The 23,332-nt window shown below is 59.5% G+C and carries 22 protein-coding genes; 13 read left to right on the forward strand and 9 right to left on the reverse strand.

Features of this window, described 5'->3' with window-relative positions:
• On the forward strand, window positions 1-185 hold a 185-nt coding region (locus BN1115_RS22665), incomplete at its 5' end, for a hypothetical protein (RefSeq protein ID WP_208597753.1).
• Between the two features lie 61 nt (window positions 186-246).
• Here the strand turns inward: BN1115_RS22665 and hemG are convergent.
• The 4 genes from hemG to pepQ are packed head-to-tail and all read right to left on the reverse strand — an operon-like array spanning window position 247 to window position 4,212.
• On the reverse strand, window positions 247-771 hold the full coding sequence (gene hemG / locus BN1115_RS08555) for a menaquinone-dependent protoporphyrinogen IX dehydrogenase (RefSeq protein WP_042060705.1): 525 nt from the start codon (window positions 769-771) through the stop codon (window positions 247-249).
• A gap of 7 nt (window positions 772-778) precedes the next feature.
• Window positions 779-2,236, reverse strand: a complete 1,458-nt coding sequence (locus BN1115_RS08560; RefSeq protein WP_042656824.1) for a TrkH family potassium uptake protein — start codon at window positions 2,234-2,236, stop codon at window positions 779-781.
• Between the two features lie 36 nt (window positions 2,237-2,272).
• Complete coding sequence (locus BN1115_RS08565; RefSeq protein ID WP_042656825.1) at window positions 2,273-2,890, reverse strand: YigZ family protein; 618 nt, start codon at window positions 2,888-2,890, stop codon at window positions 2,273-2,275.
• On the reverse strand, window positions 2,890-4,212 hold the full coding sequence (pepQ, locus tag BN1115_RS08570; protein ID WP_042656826.1) for a Xaa-Pro dipeptidase: 1,323 nt from the start codon (window positions 4,210-4,212) through the stop codon (window positions 2,890-2,892). Before pepQ ends, BN1115_RS08565 begins: the two co-directional genes overlap by 1 nt.
• A gap of 190 nt (window positions 4,213-4,402) precedes the next feature.
• On the opposite strand from pepQ, the gene BN1115_RS08575 reads away from it, so the two are divergent.
• The 6 genes from BN1115_RS08575 (at window position 4,403) to BN1115_RS08600 (ending at window position 13,563) form a co-directional block, all read left to right on the forward strand.
• Window positions 4,403-6,340, forward strand: a complete 1,938-nt coding sequence (locus BN1115_RS08575) for an acetoacetate--CoA ligase (RefSeq protein ID WP_042656827.1) — start codon at window positions 4,403-4,405, stop codon at window positions 6,338-6,340.
• A gap of 204 nt (window positions 6,341-6,544) precedes the next feature.
• Complete coding sequence (fadB, locus tag BN1115_RS08580; protein WP_042656828.1) at window positions 6,545-8,692, forward strand: fatty acid oxidation complex subunit alpha FadB; 2,148 nt, start codon at window positions 6,545-6,547, stop codon at window positions 8,690-8,692.
• 21 nt (window positions 8,693-8,713) lie between these two features.
• Window positions 8,714-9,877: an acetyl-CoA C-acyltransferase FadA gene (fadA, locus tag BN1115_RS08585; RefSeq protein WP_042656829.1), complete on the forward strand. Its 1,164-nt coding sequence runs from the start codon at window positions 8,714-8,716 to the stop codon at window positions 9,875-9,877.
• Window positions 9,878-10,155: 278 nt separating this feature from the next.
• The gene (locus BN1115_RS08590; RefSeq protein WP_005339475.1) at window positions 10,156-10,878 is read left to right on the forward strand and encodes a response regulator; all 723 of its coding nucleotides are present in this window, start codon (window positions 10,156-10,158) and stop codon (window positions 10,876-10,878) included.
• Complete coding sequence (locus BN1115_RS08595) at window positions 10,875-12,320, forward strand: ATP-binding protein (RefSeq protein WP_042060719.1); 1,446 nt, start codon at window positions 10,875-10,877, stop codon at window positions 12,318-12,320. Before BN1115_RS08590 ends, BN1115_RS08595 begins: the two co-directional genes overlap by 4 nt.
• A gap of 4 nt (window positions 12,321-12,324) precedes the next feature.
• On the forward strand, window positions 12,325-13,563 hold the full coding sequence (locus tag BN1115_RS08600) for an ABC transporter substrate-binding protein (protein ID WP_042656830.1): 1,239 nt from the start codon (window positions 12,325-12,327) through the stop codon (window positions 13,561-13,563).
• A gap of 75 nt (window positions 13,564-13,638) precedes the next feature.
• On the opposite strand, the gene BN1115_RS08605 is transcribed toward BN1115_RS08600, so the two are convergent.
• Entirely contained in the window at window positions 13,639-13,830 is a 192-nt protein-coding gene (locus BN1115_RS08605; RefSeq protein ID WP_005339471.1) for a hypothetical protein, read from the reverse strand.
• A gap of 169 nt (window positions 13,831-13,999) precedes the next feature.
• Between BN1115_RS08605 and tusA the strand changes: the two genes are divergently transcribed.
• The 3 genes from tusA to BN1115_RS08620 are packed head-to-tail and all read left to right on the forward strand — an operon-like array spanning window position 14,000 to window position 14,732.
• Window positions 14,000-14,245, forward strand: coding sequence for a sulfurtransferase TusA (gene tusA, locus BN1115_RS08610; RefSeq protein WP_005339470.1), 246 nt, complete (start codon window positions 14,000-14,002; stop codon window positions 14,243-14,245).
• Between the two features lie 21 nt (window positions 14,246-14,266).
• A complete protein-coding gene (locus BN1115_RS08615; RefSeq protein ID WP_042060723.1) occupies window positions 14,267-14,614 on the forward strand; it encodes a RidA family protein in 348 nt (115 codons plus the stop codon).
• Window positions 14,615-14,624: 10 nt separating this feature from the next.
• A complete protein-coding gene (locus BN1115_RS08620) occupies window positions 14,625-14,732 on the forward strand; it encodes a RidA family protein (protein WP_042656831.1) in 108 nt (35 codons plus the stop codon).
• Between the two features lie 144 nt (window positions 14,733-14,876).
• On the opposite strand, the gene BN1115_RS08625 is transcribed toward BN1115_RS08620, so the two are convergent.
• Window positions 14,877-15,533, reverse strand: coding sequence for an OmpA family lipoprotein (locus BN1115_RS08625; RefSeq protein ID WP_042060728.1), 657 nt, complete (start codon window positions 15,531-15,533; stop codon window positions 14,877-14,879).
• A gap of 257 nt (window positions 15,534-15,790) precedes the next feature.
• On the opposite strand from BN1115_RS08625, the gene BN1115_RS08630 reads away from it, so the two are divergent.
• Entirely contained in the window at window positions 15,791-17,827 is a 2,037-nt protein-coding gene (locus BN1115_RS08630; protein ID WP_042656832.1) for a bacteriohemerythrin, read from the forward strand.
• A gap of 114 nt (window positions 17,828-17,941) precedes the next feature.
• On the opposite strand, the gene BN1115_RS08635 is transcribed toward BN1115_RS08630, so the two are convergent.
• Complete coding sequence (locus tag BN1115_RS08635; RefSeq protein WP_042060731.1) at window positions 17,942-18,280, reverse strand: hypothetical protein; 339 nt, start codon at window positions 18,278-18,280, stop codon at window positions 17,942-17,944.
• 78 nt (window positions 18,281-18,358) lie between these two features.
• Complete coding sequence (locus BN1115_RS08640) at window positions 18,359-18,946, reverse strand: DNA-3-methyladenine glycosylase I (RefSeq protein ID WP_042656833.1); 588 nt, start codon at window positions 18,944-18,946, stop codon at window positions 18,359-18,361.
• Between the two features lie 222 nt (window positions 18,947-19,168).
• On the opposite strand from BN1115_RS08640, the gene glyQ reads away from it, so the two are divergent.
• Both glyQ and glyS read left to right on the forward strand, forming a co-directional pair.
• Complete coding sequence (gene glyQ, locus BN1115_RS08645; RefSeq protein ID WP_016348984.1) at window positions 19,169-20,092, forward strand: glycine--tRNA ligase subunit alpha; 924 nt, start codon at window positions 19,169-19,171, stop codon at window positions 20,090-20,092.
• Window positions 20,093-20,101: 9 nt separating this feature from the next.
• Window positions 20,102-22,171 carry a glycine--tRNA ligase subunit beta gene (gene glyS, locus BN1115_RS08650; protein WP_042656834.1) on the forward strand — a complete coding sequence of 690 codons (2,070 nt, stop codon included), beginning with the start codon at window positions 20,102-20,104 and terminating at the stop codon, window positions 22,169-22,171.
• 69 nt (window positions 22,172-22,240) lie between these two features.
• Here the strand turns inward: glyS and BN1115_RS08655 are convergent, their stop codons facing one another.
• Window positions 22,241-23,038 (reverse strand): hypothetical protein, encoded by a 798-nt coding sequence (locus tag BN1115_RS08655; protein WP_042656835.1) that lies wholly within the window; start codon window positions 23,036-23,038, stop codon window positions 22,241-22,243.
• Between the last annotated feature and the right edge of the window lie 294 nt (window positions 23,039-23,332).

The raw sequence follows: 23,332 nt of genomic DNA on the forward strand, positions 1-23,332 counted from the left end.
AAAGTCAAGCGATTGTTTTCGCTTTTCTTTCGGCGCCCACTTCATTAAGAAGCTGGCTCATCAGCTCGGCGTGTTCCGCCGTGCTGGTAGGGGCGCATTATAGGGAGCCGCGCCGGGATGACAAGAGCAAAACTGCAAAAAATGGCACTTTTTGCAGTTTTCCGTTTCAACCGTTGCTTTATTAAACAACAGCCCCGCATCGGCGGGGCTGTTCCGGGCAATAAACCCTGAATTTACATCACACTGCTACCTTTTTGACCAGAATTCGCGGGCAAAGCTGCGCACCTTTTCCCAATCGGTAAACTCGAGGTCCTTGCTGGTATCGGTGCTACCACCGGTGATCTTCATGATCAGCTGGATGATGCGAGTCTGCCACCAGTTATAGCGGGAGTACTGCAGCGCACCGGCAAACACCCCCAGGGTTTTCGGCTTCCAGGGTGAGAGGCGCAGGAACTTCTTCATATAGGCATTGGTTTGTGGCGTCTGCTTCTCTGGCTTGCGGGCAGTCAGGTTGACACAGAAGAAGGCCGCATTGGCCACCTCCAACTGCTCCTGATGGGCATGAATAAAGCTGAACAGGCTGGGATGGAAGTTGCCATAACGAATGGAGGCACCGATCAAGACCTTGGCATACTTGCTGAGGTTGCACATCGGCAAGGTGTGCAGGTCATGCGTCACCACTTCACATCCCGGCATCTGCTCCAGCATGACATCGACTATTTTGCGGGTTTGGCCATCCCGAGAGGAATAAAGCACCAGAATCTTGTCCATAACAACCTCAACTACGCCAGAATGCAGGAGTAAACAGTACCAGAAGCGTGAAAATTTCCAATCGGCCAAACAACATGGCCACCACCAGCACCCACTGGGCCGCTGGCGAGATATTGCCGAAGTTGGCAGAGACCTCTCCCAGCCCCGGACCTACGTTGGTGAAAGCCGCCGCCACGGCGGTGAATGCAGTCACTTCATTTAGCCCCGTCATCAGCAACAGCAGCATGAATATAAAGAAGAGAATGATATAGGTAGCGAAATAGCCCCACACCGCCTCGACGATGCGCTCGGGCACCGCCCGATTCCCCAGCTTTAAGGTATAGATGGCTCTGGGGTGAACCAGCCGCTTCAGCTCGCGCATCCCCTGCATGAACAGGATCATGAAACGCATCACCTTGATGCCGCCGCCGGTACTGCCCGCGCAACAGCCGATAAAGGCGGAGAACATCAGCAGCATGGGCAGGAACGAGGGCCAGTCGGCATAGGTAGTGGTGCTGTAACCGGTGGTGGTGCCCAGAGAGACCGCCTGGAACAGCCCGTGGTTGAGCGCCTCTTGCCAGGTGGCGTAGTGTCCGTGGGTCAGCAAGGCGACAAAGCAGATCATCACCAGGGTCGCCTGAATGGCCAGGAACACCTTGAGTTCCGAGTCATAAAGATAGCGCCCGATCCGAACCGGACGGTGGGAGAAAACGGTAAAGTGGAGCGCAAAGTTCACGCTGGCCAGCAGCAGGAACACCACGGTAATCAGGTTGATGACCGGACTGTTGAAGAAACCGATGCTGGCGTCGTGGGTAGAGAAGCCACCGACCGACAGAGTCGAGAACGAATGGCACACCGCATCGAACAACGTCATCCCGGCCAGCCAATAGGCCAGCGCACAGAGCGCGGTCAGCAGCAGATAGATGAACCAGAGCGCCTTGGCCGTTTCGGCGATACGCGGCGTCACCTTGGTATCCTTCACCGGCCCCGGGATCTCGGCACGGTAGAGCTGCATGCCACCGATCCCGAGCAGCGGCAGAATGGCCACCGCCAGTACGATGATCCCCATGCCCCCCAGCCACTGCAACAGCTGGCGATAGAACAGAAATGCCTTGGGCAGGTTATCGAGCCCGGTCAGTACCGTTGCGCCTGTGGTGGTCAGGCCGGAAAAAGATTCGAAGAAGGCCTCCGAGACCGACATGTCCGGCACGTCGCTCATGATGAAGGGCACAGCCCCCACACTGCCCAGCACGGTCCAGAACAGCACCACGATGAGGAAGCCCTCTTTCGAGCGCATCTCCTTCTTGTGATAGCGGTTGGGAAACCAGAGCACCACGCCGAGCAGCAGAGCGATCAGAAAAGAGCTGACGAACTCGGCACCACCCCCATCCCGATAGCCGAAGGCCACCAGTGCAGGCAACAGCATGGTCGAACTGAACAGCGCAACCAGCAGGCCAACAATGCGAATAATGCTCAGGATGTGCATTACAGCTCCCTTTCCCCAATTAAAGAGCGATGGATTCTAGCCATCTAAGGGACTGAGGGATACCCGTCCATGAGTCCGGTCGGTCAATTCACGGTCCACCTGAGCCCAAACCGAGGACTCCCACGCTACCTGCAAGGTGACCTGCTGACCGTAATCGGCCGCCAGCAATTCGCCATTGTGGCTGCTGATCAGCGACTCGACCGTCCCCATGTCACCGTAATCGCAGTGAATGAGAGAGGGAGTGCGCGGCACCTTGAGCAGGGTAGGCAATTGCTTGAGGGCAGCACCGACGCCGCCCCCATAGGCTTTGACCAGTCCACCGGTGCCAAGCTGGATGCCGCCGTAATACCGCACCACCACGGCGCAGATTTCACCGAGCCCCGAGCCCATCAACTGGGCCAGGATCGGCTTGCCCGCCGTACCGGACGGTTCGCCATCATCGCTGAAGCCGTAGACCTGACTATCTTGCGGCGCCCCCGCAACAAAGGCCCAGCAGTGATGGCGAGCGGTCGGATGTTGGCGCTTGATCTCGTTGACCCACCCCTTGGCCGCCTCGACGGTCGGGGTGTGGGCAATCAGGGTAATGAAGCGGCTCTTCTTTATCTCTTCGGTCAACTCCAGCGGGGCAGCCGGAATGGAGTACGCTGCCGCCATCAGAGCCCTGCTTGTCTGGTCATGTTCTCCACCCCGTTGGCGTGCAGCACTATATTGTCTTCGATGCGGATGCCACCAAACGGCCGCAGTGCCTCGACCTTGTTCCAGTTGACCCGTTTGCCCTGTTCGCCCTGACGCAGCGGCTCCAGCAAACTGTCGATGAAGTAGAGTCCCGGCTCGATGGTGAACACCTGATCCACCTCCATCACCCGGGTGCAGCGCAGATAGGGGAACAGCTCGGGCGCCGCCAGATGGGTGCCGCGCTCATCCTGCATGAACCCGCCCGCATCGTGTACCTGCAGACCGAGGAAGTGGCCGAGGCCGTGAGGGAAGAAGACGTTGGTCACCCCGGTATTGATCATCTCGTCCACCGACATGTCCACCAGCTCGGTGGTCTGCAGCAGGCGCGCCAGCTTGTGATGCATCAGCAGGTGCAGCTCGCTGTAGCGGCGACCCGGCTTGATCTCCTTGATGATCTCCTGCTGCTGCTCGTCGAGGGCAGCAATCAGATCGGCAAACTCGCCGCGCCGCCACGCCCAGGTGCGGGTGATGTCGGAGGCATAACCGTGAAAATCGACGCCGGCATCGATCAGGAAGGAGTGACGCTCCACATCCGGCACCCGCAAGGCAGACAAATGGGTGTAGTGCAGGATGGCCGCATTGCGGTTGATGGCGACGATATTGCTATAAGGTGCCTCATTGGCCCCCTGCCCGACCGCCTTCATGTAGGCCAGATTGATCTCGAACTCGCTCGCCCCCGCCATAAAGGAGTCCTTGGCAGCGATATGGCCGCGCACCCCGATGCGGTTCGCCTCGCGCAGACACTCCAGTTCGTAGGGGGTCTTGTAGGCGCGGTGATAGTGCAGGTAGTTGAGTACCGCCTCGGGATTGGGCTGGGTCAGCCCCAGCAGCTCGGCCACTTCCAGATGCCCGCCCAGGTAGGCCCACTCCTGCTTGTTGGCAGGCAGATGATCGGCCACCTGCTCCGGCCTCGTCAGGAAACGGATATCGAAGAACTCGACCCAGAAGGCATTGGGCAGATCCGCCACCTTGTGCCAGAAATCCACAGGGCGATAGAACAGCAGCACCGGCTTGTTCACCCCGTCCACCAGCAGCCAGCAGTGGGGGTTGTCCAGCACCGGCAACCAGGCCTTGAAGTGCGGGTTTACCTTGAACGGGTAATCCTGATCATCGAGGAAGATGCGGTGGGTCTGGCCGGAGTGGATGGCCAGTCCGCTGAGCCCCTGTTGTTGCAGAATGTCGCGGGTGCGCTGCTGCAAGGTATCGAGGTGCTGGGCAAAAAGTTGGCTGTAGCTGCTCATGGCGTCCTGCTCCGAGGTGAATGTGATAGCAGCATAACACCAAGCTCGGGGCTGCTCGACCCGTCAAGCTGCCGCTTCGTGAGATAACGCATGCGTTACAACCTGTTTGTTATCAACGCAAAACCAATCATTAACAAATCAAAAACAATTCAATACACTGCCGGTAGATACATGAAGTCAGGGATTACTCATGGACAACCTCTGCCTGTGGCAACCGGATCCGCTCGGGATGCAGCAATCCAACCTCTACCGTTTTATGGCGGAGGTGAACCGTTTCCACGGCTTGCAGTTGCAGAACTATCCGCAGCTTTACCAATGGTCGGTGGAGAAGACCACCCGTTTCTGGCCGCTGGTGTGGCAACACTGCGGCGTCAAGGGCGAGCTCGGCAACATAGTGGCGGAGAACCGTCAGGATATGCAGCGCACCCGCTGGTTCCCCGACAGCCGCCTCAACTTCGCCGAGAACCTGCTGCGCCGACAAGACGAGAGCCCGGCTATCATCTCCCGCATCGAAGGAAGCCCAAGCCGCACTCTTAGCTGGCGTGAACTGAGTGATCAGGTGGCTCGGCTGGCTCAGTGGCTGCGCCATCAGGGGATTGGTCGTGGCGATGTGGTTGCCGCCTATCTGCCCAATATTCCCCAAACCGTGGTTGCCATGCTGGCAACCAGCAGCCTCGGGGCGATCTGGACCTCCACCAGTCCCGACTTCGGTGAGGCCAGCGTGGTGGAGCGTTTCGGCCAGACCCGGCCGCGAGTGCTGTTCGCGGTGGATGGTTATCGCTACAACGGCAAGGAGATCGACATTCAGCAGAAGGTCGCCAGCGTGGTGAGCCAGTTAAGCAGCATTGAGCAGACGGTGATGATCCCCCTGCTCGGCAACCCGCTGCAGCTTGGCCACGACTGGCAACAACTGCTGGCGAGCCAGCAGGGTGCCCAGCTCGCCTTCGAGCCGATGGCTTTCAACGATCCGCTCTACATCCTCTATTCGTCAGGTACGACCGGCAAACCCAAGTGCATCGTCCACGGCATAGGCGGCACCCTGCTGCAACACCTGAAAGAGCACCAGCTGCATTGCGACATCAAACCGGGAGAGCGGATCTTCTACTTCACTACCTGCGGCTGGATGATGTGGAACTGGCTGGTGAGCGCCCTCGCCTCCGGCGCCACCCTGGTGCTCTACGATGGCTCGCCGTTTTACCCGGACGGCAACGTGCTATGGGATCTCGCCCGCGACGAGCAGGTCGCCTTGTTCGGCACCTCGGCCAAGTATCTCGATGCGTTGCACAAGCAGGGTTATGCCCCCATCAAGACCCACGACTTGCCGCAGTTGCGGCTGATCTGCAGCACCGGCTCAGTGTTGTCGCCGGAGGGGTTCGACTACGTCTATCAGCAGATCAAGCAGGATCTGCAGCTCAGCTCCATCTCAGGCGGCACCGATATCTGCTCCTGCTTCGTCATCGGCAATCCGCTCAGCCCTGTCTATCGCGGCGAGAGTCAGGGGCGCGGCCTCGGTCTCGCGGTGCAGGTATTCAACGAAGCGGGCCAGCCGGTGCAGGGGGAGAAGGGTGAGCTGGTCTGCACCAAGCCGTTCCCGGCCCAGCCCATCTACTTCTGGGGCGACGAAAATGGAGACAAATACCACGCCGCCTACTTCGAGCGGTTCGACAACATCTGGTGCCACGGCGACTGGATCGAGCTAACCCCGACCGGCGGCATTCTGTTTTACGGCCGCTCCGACGCGACCCTCAACCCGGGCGGCGTGCGCATCGGCACCAGCGAGATCTACCGCTATGTCGAGCAGCTCGACGAGGTGGAGGAGAGCATCGTCATCGGCCAGCAGTGGCAACAGGACGAGCGGGTGGTGCTGTTCGTCAAACTCAAGGCGGGTTGCAAGCTGGACGAGCCGCTGCGCGAGCGGATCCGCCAGCAAATAAAGCAACACTGCACCGCCCGCCATGTGCCCGCCCGCATCCTGCAGGTGGACGCCATCCCCCGCACCAAGTCCGGCAAGATCGTCGAACTGGCGGTACGGGAGGTAGTGCACAACCGGCCGATCAACAACACCCACGCCCTCGCCGATCCCGAGGTGTTGAACCAGTATCGCAACCGGCCGGAACTGGCCAGTTGATAACAAACTCACATTCATTGGAGGCGCCGCAAGGCGCCTCTCTTTTGCCCGTTTTGTGATGAAGAGCTTTTACTCGATAACTGTTAAACAAATGTTTTAAATAGGTGTTGAAAATGTCTCCTTTTGGATCAATAGTGAGCCTCGCCCCCTGCTGGGGATAAAGGAGCAACACCCCCCACTGAGTGGGAACAAGGAGACACTCTCATGATCTACCAAGGCGAAACCCTGTCGGTCAGCTACCTCGAAAACGGCATTGCCGAGCTGAGGTTTGATGCCCCGGGTTCAGTCAACAAGCTGGATCGCGCTACCCTGCTCTCCCTGAGCGAAGCGATCGCCGCACTACAACAAGAACGTGAACTAAAAGGTCTGATCCTCACCTCTGGCAAAGACGCCTTTATCGTCGGCGCCGATATTACCGAATTCCTGGAACTGTTCGATCTGCCGCAAGAAGATCTGCTCGGCTGGCTGAAAAAGGCCAACGACATCTTCAATGCCATCGAAGATCTGCCGGTTCCTACCCTCTCCGCCATCAAGGGCCACGCCCTGGGCGGCGGCTGCGAGACCATCCTCTCCACCGACTTCCGTCTGGCTGATACCAGCGCCAAAATCGGCCTGCCCGAAACCAAACTTGGCATCATGCCGGGCTTTGGCGGCACCGTCCGTCTTCCGCGGGTGATCGGCGCCGACAACGCGCTGGAGTGGATCACCACCGGCAAGGATGTCCGTGCCGATGACGCCCTCAAGGTGGGTGCCATCGATGCCGTGGTCGCCCCCGAGGCACTGCAGGGCGCTGCGCTGCAGATGATCAAGGACGCCATCGCAGGCAAGCTGGACTGGCAGAGCCGTCGCGCCGCCAAAAAAGCGCCGCTGCGCCTCTCCAAACTGGAAGCCATGATGAGCTTCACCACCGCCGCCGGCATGGTTGCCGCCGTGGCGGGCAAACACTATCCGGCACCGATGACTGCGGTGAAAACCGTCGAGGCCGCCGCAGGTATGGGCCGTGACGAGGCGCTCAACGTCGAGGCACAAGGCTTTATCAAGCTGGCCAAAACCGATGTCGCCAAGGCGCTGGTCGGTATCTTCCTCAACGATCAACACATCAAGGCGCTGGCCAAGAAGGCGGCCAAGCAGGCAGCTAAGGCCACTAGCCACGCCGCCGTACTGGGTGCCGGCATCATGGGGGGCGGCATCGCCTACCAGTCTGCCAGCAAGGGCATTCCAGCGGTGATGAAGGATATCAACGAAAAGGCTCTGGCACTTGGCATGGGCGAAGCCACCAAGCTGCTCAACGGCCAGCTCGAGAAGGGCCGCATCGACGGCATCAAGATGGGCCAGGTGCTCTCCGCCATTACACCGACCCTCAGCTATGACAACGTCAAGCATGTGGATGTGGTAGTCGAAGCCGTGGTCGAGAACCCGAAAGTGAAGGCCGCCGTACTGGGCGAAGTGGAAGGGATCATTGGCGAAGACGCCGTGCTCGCCAGCAACACCTCGACCATTCCCATCTCCCTGCTGGCCAAGGGGCTGAAGCGCCCGCAGAACTTCTGCGGCATGCACTTCTTCAACCCGGTACACCGCATGCCGCTGGTGGAGATCATCCGCGGCGAGCAGACCTCCGATGAAACCATCAACCGCGTGGTGGCCTATGCCGCCGCCATGGGCAAGTCCCCGGTGGTGGTCAACGACTGCCCGGGCTTCTTCGTCAACCGCGTGCTGTTCCCCTACTTCTTCGGCTTCAACAAGCTGGTCGCCGATGGCGCCGACTTCGCCGCCGTCGACAAGGTGATGGAGAAGGAGTTTGGCTGGCCGATGGGCCCCGCCTACCTGCTGGACGTGGTCGGCATCGACACCGGTCACCATGCCGGTGATGTGATGGCGCAGGGCTTCCCGGCGCGCATGAGCAAGGAAGGCCGCACCGCCATCGACGTGATGTATGAGGTGAGCCGCTTCGGTCAGAAGAATGGCAAGGGTTTCTACGCTTACGAGCAGGACAAGAAGGGCAAACCGAAGAAGGTGGCCGACGCCGCCAGCTACGAGCTGCTGGCCCCCATTGCCAAGCCGAAGCAGGACTTTGACAAGGAAGCCATCATCGCTCGCATGATGATCCCGATGATCAACGAGGTGGTGCTCTGTCTGGAAGAGGGCATTGTTGCCACGCCAGCCGAAGCCGACATCGCACTGGTCTACGGTCTGGGCTTCCCTCCCTTCCGCGGCGGCGTGTTCCGCTATCTGGACACCATAGGTCTGGATCGCTACGTGGCCATGGCCGACCAGTATGCCGATTTGGGCCCGCTCTACCGCGTCAGCGACAAGCTGCGCGAGATGGCCGCCCATGGCAAAACCTTCTACTGATTGCGGAAAGGAGATCCATTCATGAAAGACGTAGTCATTGTCGACTGTATCCGGACCCCCATGGGCCGGTCCAAGGGCGGCGCCTTCCGCAACGTGCGTGCAGAAGATCTGTCCGCGCACCTGATGAAATCCATCCTGCTGCGCAACCCCAACCTCGACCCGAACGAAATCGAGGATATCTACTGGGGCTGCGTGCAGCAGACCCTGGAACAGGGCTTCAACATCGCCCGCAACGCCGCGCTGCTGGCCGGTATCCCGAAGCAGGTGGGGGCAGTCACCGTCAACCGGCTGTGTGGCTCCTCCATGCAGGCGCTGCATGACGCTTCCCGTGCCATTGCGGTGGGTGATGGGGACATCTTCATCATCGGCGGCGTCGAGCACATGGGCCACGTGCCGATGAGCCACGGGGTGGACTTCCACCCCGGCATGGCCAAGTCGGTGGCGAAAGCCTCCGGCATGATGGGGCTGACCGCCGAAATGCTCGGCAAGCTGCACGGCATCAGCCGCCAGCAGCAGGACGAGTTTGCCGCCCGCTCCCATCGCCGCGCATATGCTGCGACCGTGGAAGGGCGCTTCGCCAAAGAGATCGTCGGGCTGGAAGGCCATGATGCCAGCGGCGCCCGCTTCTTCTACGACTACGACGAAGTGATCCGCCCGGAGACCACGGTCGATGGCTTAAGCCAGCTGCGCCCGGCATTTGACCCGGTCAACGGCACCGTCACCGCGGGCAGCTCCTCGGCGCTGTCCGATGGCGCCGCCGCCATGCTGGTGATGAGTGCGGATCGCGCCAAGGCCCTCGGCCTCACGCCCCGCGCCAGAGTGCGTGCCATGGCCATTGCCGGTTGCGATGCCGCCATCATGGGTTACGGCCCGGTGCCGGCCACCCAGAAAGCGCTCAAGCGTGCCGGTCTGACCATCGGCGATATCGATCTGTTCGAGCTGAACGAGGCGTTTGCCGCCCAGTCCCTGCCCTGCGTCAAGGACCTCGGTCTGCAGGATCTGGTGGACGAGAAGGTCAACCTGAACGGCGGCGCCATTGCGCTGGGCCACCCGCTCGGCTGCTCCGGTGCGCGCATCTCCACGACTCTCATCAATCTGATGGAGGAGAAGGATGCCACCCTGGGCGTGGCCACCATGTGTATCGGTCTGGGTCAGGGCATCGCCACCGTATTCGAACGGGTGTGATAACCAGCCGGATCGACGGGATGCACTACTGAGAGTTGTCCCTTTTCAGGGTCAGTCTGACTGGCCCCTTTTCAAGTCTGTGACGATCGCCACACGGGGTGATCGTCAGTGGTCAGAAGCTGTCTGTTGGCCGTCCCGTTTGGGTCGGCCTTTTTTCGTTTTAACCTTATCAATAGCCTGTTATTGCCTTAAACCTCACATTAGATGGGGGGCTTGCTTGCTTTTTACTCCCCCGACAGGTTCAATCTGCACAAAAAAATGGGTGGATGCACATACATATGTCAATGAGCAAACAACTGCTGATCGTCGATGACGACCAAGAGATCCGCGAGCTGCTCAATGAGTACCTGACCCGGGCGGGCTTTCAGGTATTGACGGCGGCGGAGGGCAACGAGATGCGCCAGCAACTCGCCCAGCACAGCCCGGACCTCATTATTCTGGACATCATGATGCCCGGCGAGGACGGTTTTACCCTCTGCCAGCAGATCCGTCGTGACTCCCAGGTGCCCATCATCATGCTGACCGCCGCTTCCGACGAAGCGGATCGGGTGATCGGCCTCGAACTCGGTGCCGACGACTATATCGCCAAGCCGTTCAGCCCCCGTGAACTGCAGGCCCGTATCAAGGCGCTGCTGCGCCGCGCCGAATTCCGCCAGCCGGAAAAAGAGAAAGAGCCGAGCCGCCGCCTGCGTTTTGCCGAGTGGACCCTCGACACCCTGAGCCACCAGCTGACCCATGACGATGGCAGCCTGCTGGATCTCTCCGGCAGCGACGCCATGCTGCTCGGCATGTTCCTGCAACAACCCGGCGTGGTGCTGGATCGGGATACCATCTCCGATGCCACCCGCGGCCGCGAAAGCCTGCCGATGGAGCGCGGCATCGACGTGCAGATCAGCCGTCTGCGCCAGAAGCTGGGCGACAACGGCAAGAGCCCGCGCATCATCAAGACCATTCGCGGTAGCGGCTACATGCTGATTGCCGAGGTGCACGAGCTGCCATGAGCAACAAGTGGTCCTGGGGGGCGCTGGTACCCCGCTCCCTGCTGTCACGGATGATCCTGCTGCTGTTGCTGGCCATCCTGCTCTCCCAGACCATTCTGACCGGCATCTGGATGCAGCAGATCCAGAAGCGGGAGCTGGAGGGGATGATCAGCACCACCCGCAACCTGGCACTCTCCGCTGCTTCCACCGTCAACTTCTTCAAATCCCTGCCGCTGCAGTATCGCCATATCGCCCTCGACCAGCTGCGCAACATGGGTGGCAGCCGCTTCTTCGTCTCGCTCAACGAGGAAGAGATCCACATCAACGCCATCCCCGAGAGCGAGCGCAAGACGCTGGTGCTGCAGGAGGTGCAGGGGGTGCTGACCCGCAAGCTCTCCGATGCCATGGCGATCAAGGTGGACTTCTCCCGACCCGACGACTTGCACGTATTCAACAACGACACCTTGCTGGCAGACCTGCCCTCCTCCTGGGCCCGCTACACCCTGTCGCTGGAACCGCTCAATCCGCCGGTACTGGTGACCCAGATCGAGATTGAAAAGGGGGAGTGGCTCTATCTGGCGGCCCTGCTGCCCGCCCCCTACATGACCCTCGACGATACCGTGATGCCGAGCAATCAGGTGCGTTTCATCGCCCTGATGACTGTGTTCCTCTGCTTCTTCACCTTTATGCTGGTGCGCTGGCAGACCCGTCCGCTGCGCAGGCTCGCCAAGGCGGCGGTCAATCTCGGCAAGGATATCGACCAGCCGTCGCTGAAAGAGGAAGGGGCGTCGGAAATCGTGGCGGCCACCCGCGCCTTCAACATCATGCAGCACCGCATTCGCCGTTATATCGACGATAGGGAGCGGCTGTTCAGCTCCATCTCCCACGACCTCAAGACCCCCATCACCCGGCTGCGGCTGCGGGTCGAGCTGCTTGACGACGAGGTGCAGATCGGCAAGTTCAACAAGGATCTCGACGAGCTGGAGCTGATGGTGAAAGGTGCGCTGCAGACGGTCAAAGAGACCGACATCCACGAGAACATCGAGGAGATCGACATCAACGCCCTGCTGGAGCAGATGGCGGAGTCGATGAACCTGCACGACGAGCGGCTGACCATTGAAGGCCACTGCAAGTGGCCCTATCGCGGCAAGCTGCTGGCGCTCAAGCGCTGCATCGGCAATCTGGTGGACAACGGCATCAAGTACGGCCAGAAGGTGCGCATCATCATCATGGATGACGAGGAGATGCTGATCCTCTTCATCATGGATGAGGGCCCCGGCCTGCCGGACGATCAGTTCGAGCGCATCTTCGAGCCCTACTACCGGCTCAGTACCGATCAGGCGGGCACCGGCCTCGGCCTTGGCATCGCCCGCAACATTGCCCACGCCCACGGCGGCGATCTGGTGCTGGAAAACCGTCCGCAAGGTGGCCTGCAGGCCACGCTCTCCCTACCAAGGCAGTAACCTTATGAAGTGGTTGTCTTTTTCTGTCATCGCCCTGCTATCACTACCGGCGTGCGCCTCTCAGGTGGAGGTGCTGCACTGGTGGACCTCCGGCGGTGAAGCCAAGGCCGTGGAGGTGCTCAAATCCGAGTGGACCGAACAGGGCAACCAGTGGAACGACTTCGCGGTACAGGGCGGCGGCGGCAAGAGCGCCATGACGGTATTGAAGAGCCGGGCACTGGCAGCCAACCCGCCGGAGGCGGCCCACCTCAAGGGCTATGAACTCAAGGAGTGGGCCGGACTCGGCTTTTTGCGCGATCTCAGCCCGATGGCCGAACACCTCGGCTGGTACGCCAAAATGCCCCCCATGGTGCGGGCCACCCTCATCCAGAGTGACGCCCTGATGGCGGTACCGACCGGCATTCACCGGGTCAACTGGTTGTGGCTCAACCGCAAGGTGTTCGAGCAGCAGAAGCTGACTCCGCCCACCGACTGGGCCCATTTCGTCACCATCGCCGACCAGCTTAAAAAACGGGGTATCACCCCGCTCGCCATCGGCAACGAGCCCTGGCAGCTGGCGGTGTTGTTTGAAACGGTGGCGCTCGGTGAGGGCGGCAAGGAGTTCTACCGCAAGGCGTTCCTCGAACAGGACAGCGCCACCCTGACTGGCCCCGACATGGTGCGGGTGCTGACCCGCTTCCAGCAGCTGCGCGCCTATGTGCCGCAAAAATACGCCGGACTGAAGTGGCATCAGGCTACCAATCTGCTGGAGAGCGGTGGCGCCGCCATGCAGGTGATGGGGGACTGGGTGAAGGGGGAGCTGAGCGCGGGCAACTACCGGCCGGGTGAGGATATCGCCTGCCTGCCGAGCCCGGGCAGCGCCGGGTTGTTCAGCTACAACCTCGACTCCATCGCCATGTTCAAACAGCGGGATCCGGCCCAGCTGCAGGCGCAGGGCGAGCTGGCCCAGTTGCTGATGACGCCGACATTCCAGGCAGAGTTCAACCGGGTGAAGGGGTCGATCCCGGCGCTGACCAACCCCGACATGAGCAAGTTCGACCGCTGCGCCGTGCGCTCCTATCAGGATTTCCTGCTGGCGGAAAAGCAGGACAACCTGCTGCCCAGCATGGCGGAGGGGATGGCGACGCCGACCAATATGCGTCAGGCGATCATGGATGTGCTGAGCAACTACTTCAACGACCCCAAAGCGAACCCGGAGCAGACGGCGCTGCATCTGGAGCGGGCGATGCGCTCGACCCGCTGATCCGGGCAAATGGCTGATCGGCAGAAATGACAAAGGCGGAATTGCTCCGCCTTTGTTGTTGAATCGTCATCCGGTTCAGGATTGATCGTTTTCGTCCTCATCCTCGTCATAGTAATCGCTGAGCTCGATCCAGAGCCCCAACCCCACCATCACCATGGAGCCGAACCAGGTACCGGTGTTCCCGATCGGGCTGCCCATCACTATCATGGCGAAGGACAAGAACCCCATGCCTGCATAGGCTTGTAATCTGCCGTAGGAGACCTGCATATTCACCTCCTTGTTGAATATGGTTCAATTTTTATATTACTCGTCCGGCGCAAGCTGGATAGGGCTGAATAACATTTTAGTTACATATGCTGGTTGACGGGCTGTTTGTTTGATTATTTTTTAGCCCTGAGTATCATTGGCAGCCGAATAGGTTGAAGGTTGATAATAGATGAGTGATTTATTCTGCGGCGCAACTCATGAGTTGGACGCAATCGGGCTTCGTTGCCCGGAACCCGTTATGATGGTTCGCAAAAAAGTGCGGCTGATGGCGGATGGCGAGACCCTGCTGGTCAGCGCCGACGATCCTTCAACCACCCGCGACATCCCCAGTTTCTGCCGCTTTATGGATCACACCCTGGTCGCCAGCGAGACAGAGCAGGCCCCTTACCGCTATCTGATCCGCAAGGGTCAATAAGCCCCCGTACCGGAGCACTCCATGACAACCATTACCCGAATCGGCACCACCCAGCGTTGGTCAGACGTGGTCATCCACAATGGCACCCTCTACGTGGTGGAAGTGCCCGCCAGCGAAGAGGCCGACATCCACCAGCAGACCCGCGAAGTGCTGGCGAGCCTGCAGCGTCTGCTGGAAGCCAACGGCTCCGGCGTCGACAAGATCCTGATGGCCAACATCTATCTCAAAGACATTCAGGACATCGCTGCCTTCAACGAGCAGTGGGATGCCTGGATCCCGGCTGGCACAGCACCGGTTCGCGCCTGCGTACAGGCCCGTCTGGCCCACGAAGGCTACAAGGTGGAAGTGCAGCTCACTGCCGCTGTCTAAGCAAAACGGGATGCCTGGCTCCCCTGATGCCGACACAGCCCCTGTGCGCGCCTGCGTACAGGCCTGCTTGGCCCACGAAGGCTACAAGGTGGAAGTGCAGCTCACTGCCGCTGTCTAAGAGGCGGTTATCCCCCTCATCCCCGCCCCTTCTCCCGCAAGGGGAGAAGGGAGCAAAGAATAAGGAGCCGTTGCTAGCCACGGCTCCAATAGAAAGGCCCCGCCATCACTGGCGGGGCCTTTTCGTTGCCAAAACCTGAACGACTTAGGCGGTCGGGGTCAGGGTAATGGTCACGCGACGGTTCTGGGCTTTGCCAGCCGCGGTGCTGTTGGAGGCGATCGGCTGATCCGGGCCTACACCTGTGGTGGAGATGCGGCTGCCAGCGACACCCTGACCAATCAGCTGGGCGGCAACGGCATCGGCGCGCTCGCGGGAGAGCTTCATGTTCAGATCGCGGGAGCCGCTGCTGTCGGTGTGACCGACCACGTTCAGGCGGGTCTTGTCGAACTCGGCAACCACCATGGCCACACCGGAGAGGGTGTTGGCACCGGCCGCTTTCAGCTGGGCGCTGGAGCTGTCGAAGGTGACGTTGTTCGGCATATTGAGGATCAGCTGGTCGCCATTGCGGGTGACGCTGACGCCGGTGCCTTGCAGCTTCTCGCGCAGCTTGGCTTCCTGCACATCCATGTAGTAACCGATACCGCCGCCCAGCGCCGCACCTGCCGCCACACCAGTCAGGATCCCCTTCTTGCGGTCACCCTTGCTGGAGGACATGGCACCGATTGCCGCGCCGGTTGCGGCACCGGCCAGCGAACCCCAGACCGCCTTGGAGGTCTGCTGCTCACCTGTGTACGGGTTGGTAGTACAGCCGCTCAGGGCCACGGCCAGCGCAACCGCCGGAACAATTGTCTTGAAATGCATGAAAAAAAACCTCTGAAAAAACCGACTCAAAACCACAAAGCGCGCATTCTACCCCAGCCGCGTGCCAAGGTGTGACGTCAGGATACGGATTGCGCCCTCTTCTGGCGGATGGCCGCCATTATGCCGTGCTGCACTGGACAAGAGCTGAACACCGGACCATCCCCCATGACCGAGCCCCCGGCCACAAACGACGGCGGGCTGGCTGACGCCATTGACTACTATTGAAGGCACCATCAATAGATCTTTGAGGTCTCGCCATGTTTGCACTGCTTCGCAACCTCTCGATCCGCCATCTGCTGTTGGGCGCGAGCCTAGTTATCCTGCTGACCATGGTGCTGGGCGGCATCTGGCGCAGCACCCTGACCGATCGGCTCGGACAACTGCCAGAACAGCTGATCACCAGCGCCAACCGGCAAATCACCCTGCAGGAGCTGCGTTATCACACTACTCAAGTGCAGCAATTTCTAACCGATGCGGCCGTCTCGGGGGAGCAGGACTCCGTTACCGAGGCGGAGCAGCATGCCCAGACTGCCCGGCAGCTGCTCGACACCCTGCCACAGTTGCAGAGTGCTCTCACCCCCTTGCTGGCCCGCCAACTGGAGACAGGAAAACGGATGGTCGATGCCTATCTCAAGGAGGGGCGCGAAGCAGGCAACCGCCTGATGAAACAGCCGGGCGAGGGATTTGACGCGATAACCGATAGCATCGCCACTCAGGTGGCAGGGGCGCTGGAGCAGCAACAACAACAGCTGATGGGTCAGGAGCGGGAGATCGCCAGCCAAAGCAGCGCCCTGCAAAGCCAGGATCTGCTGCTGCTCGTGGTCAGCCTCACCATCATCATGCTGATGTTGCTGCTGATCCATCTCAAGACGGTGCGGCCACTGCAACAGCTGATGACCCAGCTGGTCGAACTGGCCAACCACAGCCACAACCTCACGTTCCGGCTGCGCAGCCGCGGGCAGGATGAGTTCGCCTACCTCGCCACCGTCTTCAACCGCTTCCTCGACAATATCGACAGCCTGATCGGCTCGGTGCAGCAGGTCTCTCACAAGACCCACGACAAGATGGCGCTGCTGATGAACCATTCCGGCAGCACCCTGAGCAGCATGCAGCGGGCGCAGCAAAGTACCGACATGCTGGCGACCGCCATCAACGAAATGACCGCCACCGTCCACAACATCGAACACAATACCGAGCAGGCCAGTCAGGATACCCTGCTCACCCAGCAGCAGGCCCACGATGGCCAGCAGCAAGTGAGCCAGACCATCGCCCTGATCCGTCAGGTGGCCACCCATATCGAGCAATCCGCCGGTGAGGTGACCCGGCTGGATCAGGAGAGCAGCCAGATCGGCAACATTCTGCAGGTGATCAGCACCATCTCGGAACAGACCAACCTGCTGGCGCTCAACGCCGCCATCGAGGCGGCACGGGCTGGCGAACAGGGGCGCGGCTTTGCGGTGGTCGCCGACGAGGTACGTCAGCTGGCAACCCGCACCCAGGCCGCCACCGTCGATATCCAGCAGCGGATCGAAGCGTTGCAGAACAACACCCGCCATGCCGTCAGCACCATGCATACCACCCGCAATGTCAGCGAACAGGCGGTCAACCAGGCCGCGGGCACCGGCGAAACCCTGAATGCCATTGTCTCGGCCATTACCCGGGTCGCCGACATGAATGGTCAGATCGCCACGGCGGCCGAGCAACAGGCTCAAGTCGCGGAAGAGACCAATCGCAACGTCATGCAGGTTGCCAATATTGCTCGTGAATGCCTCGAGCTGGCCCGCGAGAGTCGGGCCCACACGCGCGACCTGAACCAGTCCAATGAGGAGATCAGCCTGATCAGCGACCAGTTCGAGGTGAGCCAGCAGCAATCAACGGGGCATGAACACGACCTGCTGCGCTGGAACGAGACATTCATGGTGGGTGTGGCGAGCGTGGATCGTCAGCATCAGGGCCTGTTCGACGCGATGAACCGCTTCTACCACGCGGTCAGTGATAACAGTCCGGCGCAGGTGCGCAAACAGCGGCTGGACGATCTGCTCAAGCTCGCAATTCAGCACTTTGCCGACGAGGAGCGCAGTATGGAACAGGCGCGCTATCCCGAACTGCAACGCCACAAACAGGAGCATGCCAGGCTGCTGGCCGAGCTGGGCAACCTGATCCGCCGCGAAGATGGCGACGAACAGGATCTCAACATGGAGATGATCATCTTCCTCAAGAGCTGGCTGCTCAACCATATCCTGAAGGTGGACAAGCAATACAGCGAGTGCATGGTAAAGGCGGGAGTAGCGTAAGCCGCCACCCGGCGACCAGATGCAAAAAGGCTCCCGTTTTCGGGAGCCTTTTTCTTGTCACACTGTTTGGCTGCCAGCGGTTGGCCAGATCGGGCCACTGCCATGAAGCGAGGATCAGCGGCGGCGGATATCCCGCGCATCTTCCCGCACATCCTGCTTGAACTGGCGCTTGTCCTGACGGCAGTCGACGTTGTTCAGGTACTCTTCCTGACGGCAATCCTGCTTCATGTCGCGAGCCTGCGGGCGGCCATCCTGACGCACATCGCGGGCATCCTGACGGGCGTCCTGATGACCGGTGTAGCTATCCTGACGAACATCCCGTGCGTCGCTGCGGGCATCCTGACGAATGTCGCGCGCCTCTTTGACCGCCAGGGCAGGCAGTGAGGTCAGCAGGGTGGCGCAAGCCAGGATCAGGGCGCGGCAGGCGCGTCCGCGAACAGTGATGAAAGACATGAATGACTCCTTGATTGGGGAGCGCAATTCTGAACGGCCATCACTGTATCCCGACTGAACCGGATGCCACAAAGGGGCTCAATCCGGCTTCTTTTGCTGCTCTTTTTGGCACTCGGCATGGCAAGGACAGCTGACCAGATGATCGTTCACCATCCCCACCGCCTGCATAAAGGCGTAACAGATGGTGCTGCCAACGAAGTTGAAGCCGAGCTTCTTGAGCGCTTTCGACATGGCATCCGACTCCGGCGAGGTTGCCGGAATATCGCCATTGCCCTGGCGCTGATTGACGATGGGGGCGCCGCCGACAAAGCCCCACAGGTAGTCGGCGAAGTCGATCCCCTGCTCCTGCAACGCCAGATAGGCGCGGGCATTTCTGATGATCGACTGCACCTTGAGGCGGTTGCGGATGATGCCGCTGTCCTGCATCAGCCGTTCCACATCCTGCTCGTCGAACTGCACGATGCGGTGCGGATCGAAGTCGGCATAGGCGCGGTAGTAGCTCTCGGTACGCTTGAGGATGGTGATCCACGACAGCCCCGCCTGCTGGCCGTCGAGGCAGAGCTTGGCAAACAGTTCGCGGGGGTCATAGACCGGTCTGCCCCACTGTTTGTCATGGTATTCAATGTATTCCGGGTCCTTGGTCACCCAGGCGCAGCGCAGTTCCATTTTCTCTCCCTTATGATTTCAGCGGCTTCCCCGACCCTGCCCACTCGGCTGGCGGCACTGCTCACATCCTGTACCGGACATCCCGCCCGACCAGCCAGGGCGCAGTGCCATCCCGTGAATCCGCTGCAATTTCGCCTATTATCCGACCATGCCAGACGGTATACTCCCTCGGTTCACATTCAGCAAATCTTGCTCTGATTTTCACTTCGCGCGAAAAAAATTATGCAAAAATTCGATGTCAAAACCTTTCAGGGCCTGATCCTGCAGCTGCAGGACTATTGGTCCCGCCAGGGCTGTACCATCATTCAGCCGCTGGATATGGAAGTGGGTGCCGGTACTTCCCACCCCATGACCTGTCTGCGTGCCCTGGGCCCGGAGCCCATCGCCTGCGCCTACGTGCAACCGTCCCGCCGTCCGACTGACGGCCGCTACGGTGAAAACCCGAACCGCCTGCAGCACTACTACCAGTTCCAGGTGATCATCAAGCCTTCCCCCGACAACATTCAGGAACTCTATCTGGGCTCCCTGAAAGAGCTGGGCATGGATCCTGAAATCCATGACATCCGCTTCGTCGAAGACAACTGGGAAAACCCGACACTGGGTGCCTGGGGTCTGGGTTGGGAAGTGTGGCTGAACGGCATGGAAGTGACCCAGTTCACCTACTTCCAGCAAGTTGGCGGCCTCGAGTGCAAGCCGGTGACCGGCGAGATCACCTATGGTCTCGAGCGTCTGGCCATGTACATTCAGGGCGTAGACAGCGTCTACGATCTGGTCTGGTCTGACGGCCCGCTGGGCAAGACCACCTACGGCGACGTGTTCCACCAGAACGAAGTGGAGCAATCCACCTACAACTTCGAACACGCCGATGTGGAGTTCCTGTTCCACTGCTTCGAGCAGTACGAGAAGGAAGCCCAGCACCTGCTGGCACTGGAAAAACCGCTGCCGCTGCCTGCCTACGAGCGCATCCTCAAAGCCGCTCACTCCTTCAACCTGCTGGATGCCCGCAAGGCCATCTCGGTCACCGAGCGTCAGCGCTACATTCTGCGCATTCGCACCCTGACCAAGGCCGTGGCAGAGGCATACTACGCCTCCCGCGAAGCGCTGGGCTTCCCTATGTGTCAGCGCAGTGAGAACAAGCAAGGTTAAGGAACGGACATGGCACAACATACATTTCTGGTAGAGATCGGTACTGCTGAGCTGCCGCCCAAAGCCCTGCGCTCCCTGGCCGAAGCCTTTGCCGACAACCTCAAAAGCGAACTGACCAAGGCCGATCTGGCCTTCGGCGACGTCGAGTGGTTTGCCTCACCGCGCCGTCTGGCCCTCAAGGTGAGCGAGCTGGCTGGCGAGCAGCCGAGCAAGAGCGTCGAGAAGCGCGGCCCGGCCGTGGCTCAGGCGTTCGATGCCGAAGGCAAGCCGACCAAGGCCGCCGAAGGCTGGGCCCGCGGCAACGGCATCACCGTTGAGCAGGCCGAGCGTCTGGTCACCGACAAGGGTGAGTGGCTGGTTCACACCGCCAAGGTCGAAGGCCGTCCGGCCAAAGACCTGCTGGGCGAGCTGGTTAGCCAGGCGCTGGCCAAACTGCCGATCCCGAAGATGATGCGCTGGGGCGACAAGACCATTCAGTTCGTGCGTCCGGTGTTCACCGTGACCCTGCTGCTGGATGGGGATCTGGTTCCCGCTCACATTCTGGGTATCGACTCTGCCCGCACCATTCGCGGTCACCGCTTTATGGGCGAGAGCGAATTCACCATCGACAACGCCAGCCAGTACCCGCAGATCCTGCAGGAGCGCGGCATGGTGATTGCCGACTTCATGGCGCGCAAGGCCAAGATCAAGGCTGACGCCGAAGCGGCCGCTGCCGCCTTCGGTGGCGTGGCCGATCTGGACGACGCCCTGCTGGAAGAGGTCACCGCACTGGTCGAGTGGCCGGTGGTGCTGACCGCCAACTTCGAAGAGAAGTTCCTAGCCGTTCCGGCTGAGGCGCTGGTTCACACCATGAAGGGTGACCAGAAGTACTTCCCGGTCTACGACAAGAACGGCAAGCTGCTGCCGAAGTTCATCTTCGTCACCAACATCGAGTCCAAAGACCCGAGCCAGATCATCAGCGGCAACGAGAAGGTGGTTCGCCCCCGTCTCTCTGACGCCGAGTTCTTCTTCAAGACTGACCTCAAGCAGACCCTGGCTTCCCGCCTGCCGCGCCTTGAAACCGTGCTGTTCCAGCAACAGCTGGGCACCGTCAAGGCCAAGGTCGAGCGTATCGAGACCGTCGCCGGCTTTATCGCCGAGCGTATCGGCGCCGATGTCACTCAGGCCAAGCGTGCCGGTCTGCTCTCCAAGTGTGATCTGATGACCAACATGGTCGGCGAGTTCACCGACACCCAGGGTGTCATGGGGATGCACTACGCCCGTCACGATGGCGAAGACGAAGCGGTGGCCGTGGCCCTCAACGAGCAGTACATGCCGCGCTTTGCCGGCGATGCCCTGCCGTCCGGTCTGGTTGCCTGCGCCGTCGCGCTGGCCGACAAGTTCGACACTCTGGCCGGTATCTTCGGCATCGGCATGCTGCCGAAGGGTGACAAGGACCCGTTCGCCCTGCGTCGCGCCGCCATCGGTGCCCTGCGCATCATGACCGAGAAGCAGCTGGATCTGGATCTGGTTGAACTGGTTGAAGAGGCGGTACGCGTCTACGGCGACAAGCTGACCAACAAAACCGTCGTCACCGACGTGGTCGACTTTATGCTGGGCCGCTTCCGCGCCGCCTATCAGGACGAAGGCATCGGTGCCGACGTGGTGCTGGCCGTACTGGCCCGCCGCCCGACCCGTCCGCTCGACTTCGATCGTCGCGTCAAGGCCGTCAGCCACTTCCGCACGCTGGATGCCGCACTGGCACTGGCTGCCGCCAACAAGCGCGTGAGCAACATTCTGGCCAAGGTCGAAGGCGAACTGCCGACTGCCGTCAAACCGGAACTGCTGGTCGATGCCGCCGAGAAGGCGCTGGCTACCCAGGTTGCCGAACTGCAAGCCGAACTGGCCCCGCTGTTCGCTACCGGTGACTATCAGGCCGCCCTCACCCGTCTGGCCGCCCTGCGCGAGCCGGTCGATACCTTCTTCAACGAGGTGATGGTGATGGCCGACGACGAAGCCCTCAAGGCCAACCGTCTGGCGCTGCTGAACAACCTGCGCAACCTGTTCCTGCAAGTCGCGGATATCTCGCTGCTGCAGTGATGTTGGTTGGGTTTGTGATATTAAAAACGGCGCCGTTAAGGCGCCGTTTTCTATGACAAACTATTCCTATTACGATGCACTGATGTAAGGTAATAATCCCTTACCTACTTCAGCAATTACACATTTAGCCTGTCCACTTTCTACACGATGAGCTTCAATAAGCCGAGAGCTAATTAATTCATTTATCGAATGCTGAACCCTATTTCTAGTACCTTGGTCATGAATTCCTTTTGCTGCACAATATGCTTGAGTAAACTCAAAAAACCAGTCTGACGTTATCTTGGTTCCCGTTGATGTAGATGTACCCAACGATATCAAAGGCCAATTATTAAAATCAGCCATAATAGTTAACGCTTGAGGGGTGAGTTTTTCTATCTGAGACAGGGAATATTTATGCTGCTCAAATAATTTCGCAAAATCATTTCTTACAATATAAATTAGCGCAGAAGAAAGATGGGAAGACAGCTCTATATCTGGAGGCGTATCATCAAGAATTCTAAGTATTTTATTGAAAATAGTATTACCCTGGGGGCTTGATAAAAACTCTTTTAGTTGAGTTAGTGCCATTTCATGCTGGTCATTTCTATCAAAATATTGAGCCAAAAGAAATTCTTTTTTTGCCTCTTTCAAATCCTCATCTACAGACTCATTCCAGTTTATTATCTCAGAAACTATTTCACCGACCTTAAAAATACCTAATACTTTATCTCTTATGAATTTCTTTATGTGTGTAGAGGAAATTTCATCGGCTTGCTCTTTGCTTAACTTTACGTTTTCAATCCTAGCATCTAGAGTTTTAGCTTGTGCATTAAAGTAATGCTCTGGATAATTTATTATTTCCTTTTTAATTAGCTGACCTTTTGTCATATATAAACCCTCAATACTAAACATCTAAAAATAATTTTAGCAAGATTATCATAACAAGGATTTATACGAAGCTTGTTTTCCAAAAATGTGACCCACTCTTCTGGTATCTCTTGCCTCCAGCTATAGCAACCAGTTGCCCCCCTCCGGCTGGCCGCCCCTGCTTCACGGCAACAACCGCAACCAAGGCCTCTCGTCCGTCCGATTACGCTGCGCTAATCGAACCTACATAAGGCGGTGAGATATGGTGCATGCCGGTTCGGTGCCGAACATCGAGAAGCCCAACATTGACCTTCG

Origin of the sequence: Aeromonas allosaccharophila (genome assembly GCF_000819685.1) — a bacterium.
Taxonomy (GTDB): Bacteria; Pseudomonadota; Gammaproteobacteria; order Enterobacterales; family Aeromonadaceae; genus Aeromonas; species Aeromonas allosaccharophila.

Excerpts from the sequence above, each read along its gene's own strand:
- hemG (WP_042060705.1), bottom strand. The coding sequence starts at position 771 with ATGGACAAGATTCTGGTGCTTTATTCCTCTCGGGATGGCCAAACCCGC.
- BN1115_RS08560 (WP_042656824.1), bottom strand. The coding sequence starts at position 2,236 with ATGCACATCCTGAGCATTATTCGCATTGTTGGCCTGCTGGTTGCGCTG.
- BN1115_RS08565 (WP_042656825.1), bottom strand. The coding sequence starts at position 2,890 with ATGGCGGCAGCGTACTCCATTCCGGCTGCCCCGCTGGAGTTGACCGAA.
- pepQ (WP_042656826.1), bottom strand. The coding sequence starts at position 4,212 with ATGAGCAGCTACAGCCAACTTTTTGCCCAGCACCTCGATACCTTGCAG.
- BN1115_RS08575 (WP_042656827.1), top strand. The coding sequence starts at position 4,403 with ATGGACAACCTCTGCCTGTGGCAACCGGATCCGCTCGGGATGCAGCAA.
- fadB (WP_042656828.1), top strand. The coding sequence starts at position 6,545 with ATGATCTACCAAGGCGAAACCCTGTCGGTCAGCTACCTCGAAAACGGC.
- fadA (WP_042656829.1), top strand. The coding sequence starts at position 8,714 with ATGAAAGACGTAGTCATTGTCGACTGTATCCGGACCCCCATGGGCCGG.
- BN1115_RS08590 (WP_005339475.1), top strand. The coding sequence starts at position 10,156 with ATGTCAATGAGCAAACAACTGCTGATCGTCGATGACGACCAAGAGATC.
- BN1115_RS08595 (WP_042060719.1), top strand. The coding sequence starts at position 10,875 with ATGAGCAACAAGTGGTCCTGGGGGGCGCTGGTACCCCGCTCCCTGCTG.
- BN1115_RS08600 (WP_042656830.1), top strand. The coding sequence starts at position 12,325 with ATGAAGTGGTTGTCTTTTTCTGTCATCGCCCTGCTATCACTACCGGCG.
- BN1115_RS08605 (WP_005339471.1), bottom strand. The coding sequence starts at position 13,830 with ATGCAGGTCTCCTACGGCAGATTACAAGCCTATGCAGGCATGGGGTTC.
- tusA (WP_005339470.1), top strand. The coding sequence starts at position 14,000 with ATGAGTGATTTATTCTGCGGCGCAACTCATGAGTTGGACGCAATCGGG.
- BN1115_RS08615 (WP_042060723.1), top strand. The coding sequence starts at position 14,267 with ATGACAACCATTACCCGAATCGGCACCACCCAGCGTTGGTCAGACGTG.
- BN1115_RS08620 (WP_042656831.1), top strand. The coding sequence starts at position 14,625 with ATGCCTGGCTCCCCTGATGCCGACACAGCCCCTGTGCGCGCCTGCGTA.
- BN1115_RS08625 (WP_042060728.1), bottom strand. The coding sequence starts at position 15,533 with ATGCATTTCAAGACAATTGTTCCGGCGGTTGCGCTGGCCGTGGCCCTG.
- BN1115_RS08630 (WP_042656832.1), top strand. The coding sequence starts at position 15,791 with ATGTTTGCACTGCTTCGCAACCTCTCGATCCGCCATCTGCTGTTGGGC.
- BN1115_RS08635 (WP_042060731.1), bottom strand. The coding sequence starts at position 18,280 with ATGTCTTTCATCACTGTTCGCGGACGCGCCTGCCGCGCCCTGATCCTG.
- BN1115_RS08640 (WP_042656833.1), bottom strand. The coding sequence starts at position 18,946 with ATGGAACTGCGCTGCGCCTGGGTGACCAAGGACCCGGAATACATTGAA.
- glyQ (WP_016348984.1), top strand. The coding sequence starts at position 19,169 with ATGCAAAAATTCGATGTCAAAACCTTTCAGGGCCTGATCCTGCAGCTG.
- glyS (WP_042656834.1), top strand. The coding sequence starts at position 20,102 with ATGGCACAACATACATTTCTGGTAGAGATCGGTACTGCTGAGCTGCCG.
- BN1115_RS08655 (WP_042656835.1), bottom strand. The coding sequence starts at position 23,038 with ATGACAAAAGGTCAGCTAATTAAAAAGGAAATAATAAATTATCCAGAG.